6 protein-coding genes are annotated in these 9,905 nt (G+C 41.9%); 3 read left to right on the top strand and 3 right to left on the bottom strand.

The genetic code is table 11. From position 1 onward, the window contains the following. Positions 1-124: 124 nt before the first annotated feature. On the bottom strand, positions 125-2,380 hold the full coding sequence (locus VPNCDNU1_RS27065; RefSeq protein ID WP_104403265.1) for a PKD domain-containing protein: 2,256 nt from the start codon (positions 2,378-2,380) through the stop codon (positions 125-127). A gap of 381 nt (positions 2,381-2,761) precedes the next feature. After that, entirely contained in the window at positions 2,762-3,961 is a 1,200-nt protein-coding gene (locus tag VPNCDNU1_RS27060; protein ID WP_104403264.1) for a DEAD/DEAH box helicase, read from the bottom strand. A 405-nt stretch (positions 3,962-4,366) separates the two neighbouring features. Here VPNCDNU1_RS27060 and VPNCDNU1_RS27055 point away from each other — a divergent pair, with 405 nt between their 5' ends. From VPNCDNU1_RS27055 to VPNCDNU1_RS27045, 3 genes are all read left to right on the top strand, one after another. Then, the gene (locus VPNCDNU1_RS27055; protein WP_104403263.1) at positions 4,367-5,896 is read left to right on the top strand and encodes a hypothetical protein; all 1,530 of its coding nucleotides are present in this window, start codon (positions 4,367-4,369) and stop codon (positions 5,894-5,896) included. A gap of 67 nt (positions 5,897-5,963) precedes the next feature. Next, a complete protein-coding gene (locus VPNCDNU1_RS27050) occupies positions 5,964-7,490 on the top strand; it encodes a hypothetical protein (RefSeq protein ID WP_104403262.1) in 1,527 nt (508 codons plus the stop codon). A gap of 101 nt (positions 7,491-7,591) precedes the next feature. After that, positions 7,592-9,121 (top strand): hypothetical protein, encoded by a 1,530-nt coding sequence (locus tag VPNCDNU1_RS27045; protein WP_104403261.1) that lies wholly within the window; start codon positions 7,592-7,594, stop codon positions 9,119-9,121. A 77-nt stretch (positions 9,122-9,198) separates the two neighbouring features. On the opposite strand, the gene VPNCDNU1_RS27040 is transcribed toward VPNCDNU1_RS27045, so the two are convergent. Further along, positions 9,199-9,903 (bottom strand): 6-phosphogluconolactonase, encoded by a 705-nt coding sequence (locus tag VPNCDNU1_RS27040; RefSeq protein ID WP_104403260.1) that lies wholly within the window; start codon positions 9,901-9,903, stop codon positions 9,199-9,201. Positions 9,904-9,905: the final 2 nt, after the last annotated feature.

Below are 9,905 nucleotides of genomic sequence, written 5' to 3'. Positions count from 1 at the left end.
ATCTTATACTGTATTACTTTCAAGAGCATATAACTCATTGATAATTATTAATGGAATAAGTATCACAATAAAAAAGAGAGCCGTAGCTCTCTTCTAATTTATATATCCAAATTAGAGTGCTTGATTACACTTTTTTCCAAGCACCGTCGATCCCCGGAACGTTTTCAGAGTTTGCATACCATTTCGCTTCCCAAGTTGCACCGTTATATAACACTTGGTCGCCTTTGCCATAGATACGCTTTGGATCCCATTCTGTGATTTCAGGACCGTAAGATTGTAGCCAAACTTCAGCAACCCCAGGTTCCTCACTTTGAGTTTGCCATTGAGCCGTAAACTCTTTGTTGCGGTGACGAACTACATCTCCTTTTTGGTAAATCTTGCTCGAATCCCAAGTAGAACCTGCGTCAAGAAGTTCAACCAGAACAGGAATAGAGGTTACTGCTGAGTTGTTTAACGAGTCGGTGGCGGTTAGCTCGATAGTGTAGGTTGTCGCAGCTGGTACTTTAAAGCTAATGGTGGGTGTTGTTGTATTCACAACGGAGCCATCTGGTAACCCAGCCCAGCGGAAACTGATAGCGTCTCCATCAGGGTCTACCGTTTTACTTGCGTCAATCGTAACCGTATCGCCGATAAAGATATCTTTAACCGGTTTGTAATCGATAACTGGTGCTTGGTTTGGGCGTAACGTTACCACAACTTCATCGGTGCCCGTTTTTCCATTGCCAGTTACAGTCAGCTGGAAGTTATGAACACTTGTGGCTGTCACTAACGGCGCTGAAAATGTTGCCTGCGAACCTTGAGTGGTTAAAGCGATAGGTGCTCCGCTAACTTGTTTCCATGCATAAGTGATGGAATCACCGTCTGGGTCAAAAGACTTAGAACCATCAAGTGTCACTGTTTTAACGTGGCTTACGATTTGGTCTTCACCAGCTCTCGCGACGGGTGCTCTGTCGCCCACACGCGTACCTAAAATGAGCGGCTTGCTCACAGTCTCAGGTTTACAGCGGTAGCTGTGCTCAACACCTTTAAAGGTACCGTCACGGTTGAAGGCATCATAAGCACCGCCGTCAGCTTTACATAGCTGCGTCCAAGGTGTGTCGACTGGAAGTGACAGTAAAATGGCGTCAAGAACGCCACCAAATTGATTCGCAAAATCTATGCTTCCTTGCTTTGCTACGGCATCAAAAGCTGTTTTTGCAGAAGCTTTAGCCAAGGTGATTTCTTCAGGTGTATAGAGCGGTCCAAGTGCATCCAAATAGCTGCTTACCGTTGCCCAGTCAACCTGGCTCGTGTAGTAACCAGGGTATCCAGGTCCGTTATTTTCGGCTACGTCTTTAAGCTCTACCGCTTTGTACGGCACTTGATAGAGGTAACTTGTACCGAAACCGCCTTGGTTTTCTGGGTCGAAGCACTCATCAATGACAGTCAAAGATGCGCAGTGTGCTCTTACATCTGGTTTTAGAGGATTTAATGCCATGCTGTTAGGGCTAAGTCCTCGGTTGTAGCCAACTGAAATTAACTTAGTTAACGCCAGTGGATCTTTCGATTCAACGACAAATTCGCCGAAGTTATCTGAAGAACGCGCCAAAATGTAGTAAGCAAAAATGTTGTAGTACGACGCGCCAATGGCACTTGGGACAAAACTGTTTTTTCCTTGTTCAGGTTTAAACACGGCATTATAGATTGGAGAGGTCATCTCATAAGGCGCGACTGCTTTGTAGACGGAATCTGGTTTAACGCCTTTGTAGAATCGATTAGGGAACATCCTCATCATTTCACCGTAAGCAGAATACATATGTCCTTCTAATTGGAAGAAACCGTCGTGTTTGGTTCTGCCGTTATGTAGCGTGCTCCAAATACCATAATTAGAATGATTTGGATCCTGATCTTTATAGGTAGGAGGCGTCGGATAGGTAAAGGTTTTGGCGTCATAGTCGGCACCGACTGCACTCTCTTGTAGCGTTTTGGCTGCGTAGAGGTTTGCGCTGTGGTAAGGGTCATCAATCCCAGTCACGTTTTTGAAAAGCTGTGCGGCGTGCGCCATTGCCATCGCCCAGTGTGGTCGTTCATTTGGGATGACGAAAGAATAAGGTGCTCGCCATACTTTTCTCTTTAGGATCGCAATCTCTACAAGCTTGTCTGCTGTTGCTTGATCGGGGGCGCTGGCGCGAATCTGGTCTAGCTCTGCATCGGAGATATTTAAGTCCATCTGCCCTAGGCGAATCGGACCGGTCTTAATGAGTTTGTCTGCCGTTAGGTTGTAGGTTAGTACACCCACTTCTTGACCGGGCCAAGTTGTGGTCGCCGCGTGTGCAGCGGAGAGTGTCATCGTTGCCAATACTGTGGAAACGAATAAAGGACGCAAGGTGAAGCTTTTCATAGATCTTTTACCTCTTATTTGAGTAGATATTGGATACTTCTGCTGGCACGCTATCAACCCAATGACCTAGAAACAATCTCACCGACCTTTAATTTATAAATCACTCGCAAACTTCGGTAATTAACTGATATGACAATAATTATGTACGTGAGATTCGTCCAACCTGTCATATTTTTTGCATTCATTGAACATAAAATGCGCGTGGATGGGGTTGTTTTCTGAATGCCAAGCAGAGTTCGTGAATTGAGGTGACTTGCGTAAAACACAGAATGGATTTTTTGCGGGAATAAGCCCTCGGTTGAGGGCTCAGTCGATGGGGTTTTGTTATGAGGAATACCGAAGGGTATTGACCGGATATCTCACAATAGGTCGCGAGCGTCGTTAATTTTTGTCTTTAGGCTTACGCTTGTTCTTAGGCACGTAATTCAGAATTGAGATTGGCACTTCTTTCTTTGGTGCGAACCCTTCCACTTCTTTACGGGCAATCAATTCACCCATTAGGCTTTCGATCATACAAAGGTTCTTGAAGTTGTCTTTGGACACAAAAGAGATCGCTTCACCTGATTTACCTGCACGACCCGTACGACCAATGCGGTGAACGTATTCGTCTGGCGGGAAGGGTAAATCGTAGTTCACCACTCGGCTGAGTTCGGTGATGTCTATCCCGCGGGCAGCAACACCTGTCGCCACTAAGTATTTTACTTTACCAGATTTGAAATCCGCTAAGACTTGCCCACGAATGGCTTGGCTGCGACCACTGTGAAATGCTTCCGCTTGAATGCCGCGTTTCTCTAACTGAGAGACTAATTTAGCCGCACCATGCTTGGTTTCTATAAAGATAAGTGCTTGGTCCCAGTTTTTCTCTTGAATCAAATGGCTCAACAATGCTGATTTCTTGTCTTTATCTACCGTCACTAGCCATTGGGCGATCTTTGGCTTTTCAGCGTTTTGCAGGTGCAAAGAAATTTCGACAGGGTTCGGTACAGCGGTTTTCGCAAGGTCACGAACTTTACGAGAAAGCGTGGCAGAAAACAGCAGGTTCTGCACATCAACAGGCAAGCGTTCGATGATTTTGTTGATGTCGTCGATAAAGCCCATGTCGAGCATTTTATCGGCTTCGTCGAGAACCAATATTTCCGCCTCTTCAAAATGCACGGCACGTTGTGTGTACAAATCCAGCAAACGCCCTGGTGTCGCTACTAGAATATCGATGCCTTCAATCAGCTTTTGCTTTTGAGGCTTATCATCTACACCGCCGTAAACCACAAGCGATTTTAGGTTTAAATGTTTGGCGTACACTTTAATGCTTTTATTAACCTGAACGGCGAGTTCACGAGTCGGGGTTAAGATTAATGCTCTGAAACGCTTTTTACGCTGGGTTTCTGATTGGCTCAGTTGTTCCAAAATAGGCAGCACGAAGCTGGCGGTTTTACCGCTTCCGGTTTGCGCTGCGGCAATGATGTTTTTCCCTTGCAGAGCAACCGGAATGGCTTGTTCCTGAATCGGCGTCGGGGAGTCGTAACCTTGCTCGGCAATAGCGGTAGTGATCGGACGGCTGAGTCCTAATTTGGAAAATGGCATGAAGAAATCCAATTGATATTTAAGCGTGCACCGATAACACGGTGCAAATAGTGGCGCAGATTCTAGCATGGTTTGCTTTTTGTGAACAAAGTACTGGTGTAAGCCGCGGCATTAGTTTGGAAAACGTTTCATTGTTCATTGGTAACATGCTGTTTTTAAACGCACTTCGAGACTCAATTGTACAACAGAGAAACCATGACAAAAGTCAGAGGTATGTGTCGCAAAACTGCATGGTTAGTTTGAAGAGGGGGGCAGCGCCTACTAAAGTACGGAGCTTCATTATCAAGAGGTTGAGAAAAATAACAATAAATCAGAGGGTTGACCCCAGATCAATGCCTTTTTGTCGGTTTTAAATCTGTTTTCCCTTACTGAAGAGGGAGAGCATGCCAAAGGAAAATTCTTTTAATGCGTTTTTTTGTATTTCTTATTCTTGGATTGTTCGCTTTTAATGCGTTTGGTGCTCAAGTACTTCATGTTTCGGACACTTGTAAGAAAGAATATATTGAAGACCTTCATACGCTCAATACCAAAGATGCTTCCTTATATGCTTACTATCATTATATCGCCAGTGGTGGTTGTCTCGATGTCGACTTAAAGGATGAAGGTCGATTCGACCGCATTAATCAGCACTTTTCCAAGCTGGGTAACTATTCGGCTTATACCGAAGTACACAGCGACTATTCGCAGATAGTAGACAAAGCGAAACAGGGTGATATTGATGCTCGCGCCATTTTGATTACTGCAAATGCTGTACAGAAAACAGCTCATTATAGTCGTTCACCAAAACTGGATGCTCTAAATTTATCCGATCTAGACAAACAACGCTATGTAGCCGAAATACTCGACTTAGCAGACCAAGGAGATGTTCGGACGCTTAAGTCTGCGCTAGTTTACTATCTATGGCAGCCTACAAAGTTATCTGCTAATTATGAACAGGGTGTAAAAGCACAAGATCGAATCAAGCGCGCCAATCAACTGCTTAATAACTATGGTGAACAATATGCTTGGCTGATTATGCTCCATAATCAGTGGTTATTAGGTGCAAAAGACATAAGATGGTGTGCCTTAAAAGACATTCAAAAGACTTATTTATCTGAATTTCACAAATCTTTGGATGACTTTAGTCGTGGTTATCTATGTATGAATACGTTTAATGGGCAAGAGTTTGAACGTATTGGGAGTATGTCAAAAGTGGAGAGGTTGGAGCACCTTAGAGCTACTTTAACGGAATATCCTGCAGATATGCCAGATGATAAAAATAAGTTAAAAGTTTGGTTAAACGATTGGGATAAGCAGCTCAATTTATTAGGTTATCATGTGTTTTATGAAACTCCTCTAAGCAAAGAAGTATTAAGCTATCTACTCTATTCCTTACCTTATGGTCCTAATCGTAAACTCCAAGGTTTTTATTGGCTAACGGACGAAAACCCTAGCCGATTAATGAGACTGATCAGCAGTACAATGGGCAACAACATTTATGACCCTACAAAGAACTTTGACGAGCAAGGTATCGCGTCTATCGCCTCAAGTACCAAGCTTTTTGCCTATTCGCTTCTATATGCCGAAAAATTTAATGAATACTATGACGTAGCATTGAAGAAAGTACTGCCAATGGGTGATCTAACAACGTTATATACATTCTATTTATTGTTTACACTCGATTCATATAAACATGAAACGCGAGCATGGAGCGCAATTGAAGCGCTTGAAGTCCATGAGCCCGAAATTGCTTCCTCTTTGAAGAAAAATTATTTAAATAAGGGTTTTAAACAACCAGACAAACAAGCAGTAAATAAAGTTCTTGAGTCATGGGAACCTTATCTACCCAGTTACGGAGAAGGTGTTTTCGTAAGAACCAATCTAGCTGAAAATGTTATTCCCTACACTACAGCTGAATTAACTAAGATGATTGAAAGTTTAAAAAGTATTAATTAATTGGTTATGTATGCCTTCGCTGGGAAAGTATTAGGTGATGAAACGGTATTTCTAAAGGAAAGTTCTAATGCGTTTTTTAGTTTTTATTGTATTTGGGTTGTTTACCTTTAATGTATTTAGTAATCAGGTACTTCATATCTCGGACACTTGTAAGAAAGAATATATTGAAGACCTTCATACGCTCAATACCAAAGATGCTTCCTTATATGCTTACTACCATTATATTGCCCATGGGGCCTGTCCGAATGTAGATTTTTCAGACGATAGACAACTAGACCGCATTAACAATCATTTTGCAAAACTAGGTAACTACTCCGCATACGTTCGGATCAGTAATGATTATCAAAATGTTGTAGAAAAAGCTGAGAACGGTGATATTGATGCTCGTGCACTCATAGTAATGGCAAATTCTGTTCAGCAAACAGCCCACTTTAGCCGAACAAAAAAATTAGATGAGCTGAATTTAACCAATGAAGAAAAAAATAGATATGTTGGTGAGATATTAGGATTAGCAAATAAAGGTGACATACGAGTATTGCAACAAAGTTTAGTTTATTTTCTCTGGAAGCCAACGAACTTGGAAGGAAATAATCCAAGTGCGGCTGAAGCTGAAAGAAGGTTGGTGAGTGCTAACGAGTTGGTTCAAGAATATGGTAAGAAATATATTTGGTTAGAAATGTTTCACAACCTATGGTTACTGGGTGCAAAAGATTTTCGTTGGTGCGCTAAAGGAACCAGTGATAGTAATTATAAATCAAAATTTGAAGAATACATTAATGAATCCACTCGAACCATGCTTTGTTCAGGTGAATTTAATAAATTAGAGTTTAAAAAGATCGGGAAGCTAAGTGAATACGACCGTATTTTGTACTTTAAGAGAATTTTAGAACCACGCTCCTTGCAAAGCCCAAGCAGTCAAAAAGAAAATCAAAAGTGGCTGTTGGATTGGAATACTGCCCTGAATAAACTCGGTTATCTAGCGTATTATGAAGTTCCGTACAGTAAGGAGGTATTGAGCTTTCTTTTGACTGAACTCCCTTACCTTCCTAACCGTGATCTTCAAGGATTACACTGGTTATCTGGTGATGAGCCAACGAAACTAGAAAAATTAGTAAGCGGCGGCTTGGGTAAGAATTTGTATGATTCTAATTTGAGCTTTGAGAAACAAGGAATTCCCAGTATACCGTCGAGTATAAGGCATTACGCAACTAGCTTTCTTTTCTCAAACCAAGCATCTAAATATTACGAAACAATGTTAAAGAGGGCACTGCCGAAGGGAGACTTATTCACTTTATACGCATTTTATTTTGTATTTTCTGGCGAGAGTGCAAGAGATGAAGCAATAGCTTGGGCTGCTATACGTGCGCTTGAGATACACCGCCCTAAAAGAGCTCATTTACTTGAGCAAGATTTCTTAAATAGGGGCTTAACTAAGCCTTCCGATTCTCAAGTAGATAAAATACTTAATGAGTGGTCTCCCTATCTTCCGAAACCTGGTGAAGGAAAGTTTATTCATACTAGGTTTGATAATGACATTAAACCTTACGTTCTCTCAGAGTTAGCCATTAAGTTAAAGAAACTAGAAGCTAACTAGATGTCACAAATCGCGACCCAGTAATTTTCTTATTACCGATGCTTTCAATTATCCGGACACGAAGTCTAATCAAGGATTATTTTTAAAGGAATATTTATTTAATGCGTTTTTTAGTTTTAATTGTATTTGGGTTGTTCACCGTTAATGCATTAAGTGATCAAGTACTTCATGTTTCGGACACTTGTAAGAAAGAATATATTGAAGACCTTCATACGCTCAACACCAAAGATGCTTCCTTATATGCTTACTATCATTATATCGCCAGTGGTGGTTGTCTCGATGTCGACTTAAAGGATGAAGGTCGATTCGACCGCATTAATCAGCACTTTGCCAAGCTGGGTAACTATTCGGCTTATACCGAAGTACACAACGACTATTCGCAGATAGTAGACAAAGCGAAACAAGGCGATATTGATGCTCGCGCCATTTTGATTACTGCAAATGCTGTACAGAAAACCGCTCACTATAGTCGTTCACCAAAACTTGATGCTCTAAATTTATCCGATCTAGACAAACAACGCTACGTAGCCGAAATACTCGACTTAGCAGACCAAGGAGATATTCGAGTACTCAAGTCGACTCTTATTTATTATCTATGGACGCCTATCCGATTCTTGGGTGACGATGTTAAGCCAGCAGAAGCAGTAAATCGGCTAAACAAAGCAGATCAACTGGTTAAAGACTTTGGTGAACACTATGCATGGCTAAAGGTATTTCACAATATGTGGCTATTGGGAGCGAAAGATTTTAAATGGTGCGCAGCAGATATGGCGGGTAAGCGCTATCAGTCGGAGTTTGAGAGATCTTTTGATAGCTTTAGTCGCCCCCTCGTATGCGGCAATACGTTTAATAAACAAGATTTTAATAAGATTGGCAGCATGACAGAAGTCCAACGCCTAGAGCTTCTAAAGCATATCTTGGAAACAAAAATGTACCCAATGCCTGATAGTAAGGATAAGCAAAAACATTGGTTTTTAGACTGGGATAAAACGTTAAATACGTTGGGCTACCTTACTTACTATGAAACTCCTTTTAGCAAGGAGGCTCTTAGCTTTTTATTGATGGATTTACCCTACGAACCAAAGCGTAACCTTCAAGGTTTCCAGTGGCTTATGGACGAGAATCCTACGAAGTTACTGCGATTGATCAGTAGTGACAAAGGAAGAAATATCTATGAGACAGATAAGAGCTTTGAAAGTCAGGGTATCCCTAGTATTCCGTCAAGTATAAAGCAATATGCGAGAAGTTTTGCGTACACAGATATCAATAAATATTATGAAATAACCTTGAAAAACGTTGTTCCTATGGGTGATTTTTCCTCACTGTATGTCTTTTATCTATTTTTTACACATGAAGACTCAGTCGATGAAGCAAAAGCGATTGCAGCAATAGAAGCGTTGGAATTAATCGATCCGAGCACTGCTGCCTCACTAAAAAAGGACTTTGCTCAAAGCGGTTTAAAATATCCTAGCAGAAAAGATATAGATAAAGTAATTGATGAGTGGAAGCCCTATCTTCCTAAGAAAGGACAGGGTAAAAACATAAGATTACGTTTTTCAGCAGATATACAGCCGTATGTGATCTCAGAGTTAGACAGTATGGTTGGCGAGCTCACCAAAGTCACCGATTAAAATTGGAAGTGGTTTGAGTATACGTTGCACTTAGTGATGTCGTTTCTAGCGAACCGACATCAACACGTCAGGCTATATTAAAATATCGCATTATCATCTACTATCAATTCAACATTGGGATGCAGTTTCAATAGGCTAGCAGGCAGTGACGTGGAAATGTCACTCTCCAGCAATCGAGCGAGAATTTGCTGCTTGTGTTCGCCCGTTGCTACTAAGACGACTTTTTCACACTCCATAATGTCGCCAATTCCAATGGTGATGCCGAGCGATACCTCGTATTGATTTTTGACCATAGGGTGGTTTTTCGACATAGCATGCAGTGGTACAACGCTTGAGCGATGTGGCAAAGAAGGGGAAGGTTCTAAGAACCCGATATGTCCGTTGAGCCCTATCCCCAAAACGCAAAGGTGTGCAGGCTTACAAGCGGCTAGCCGGCTTTTAACACGCAGTGCTTCACTTAAAATATCACTCGCGGAGCCATTAAAAGAAATATAGTGGTGTGGTTCGATCCCCCACGGTTTTATCACTTCATGGGTCAGTTGATACTCGCAACTGCTGCCGCTGGTTTCGGGTAGCCCGACCCACTCGTCCAGCTTGATGATGGTGACGCGTGAGGTATCGACTCCTAGCAGCTGTTCCCCTGTAATTTCATAGGCTAAAGATGGTGTGCCACCAGAAGCGAGTATGATCCTTGAATCTGGTGTGACTTGAATTTGGCTAGTGAGCATACGGGCGAGGTAAGCCGACACTTCTTCGTGGTTTTTCAATTGAGTGACGTTCATAA

This window comes from Vibrio penaeicida (assembly GCF_002933855.1).
In the GTDB taxonomy this organism is placed as follows: Bacteria; Pseudomonadota; Gammaproteobacteria; order Enterobacterales; family Vibrionaceae; genus Vibrio; species Vibrio penaeicida_A.
This window is presented reverse-complemented; position numbering and strand designations above follow the sequence as displayed.

Coding starts and splice junctions, on each gene's coding strand:
- VPNCDNU1_RS27040 (WP_104403260.1), bottom strand. CDS start 9,903: ATGAACGTCACTCAATTGAAAAACCACGAAGAAGTGTCGGCTTACCTC.
- VPNCDNU1_RS27065 (WP_104403265.1), bottom strand. CDS start 2,380: ATGAAAAGCTTCACCTTGCGTCCTTTATTCGTTTCCACAGTATTGGCA.
- VPNCDNU1_RS27045 (WP_104403261.1), top strand. CDS start 7,592: ATGCGTTTTTTAGTTTTAATTGTATTTGGGTTGTTCACCGTTAATGCA.
- VPNCDNU1_RS27060 (WP_104403264.1), bottom strand. CDS start 3,961: ATGCCATTTTCCAAATTAGGACTCAGCCGTCCGATCACTACCGCTATT.
- VPNCDNU1_RS27050 (WP_104403262.1), top strand. CDS start 5,964: ATGCGTTTTTTAGTTTTTATTGTATTTGGGTTGTTTACCTTTAATGTA.
- VPNCDNU1_RS27055 (WP_104403263.1), top strand. CDS start 4,367: ATGCGTTTTTTTGTATTTCTTATTCTTGGATTGTTCGCTTTTAATGCG.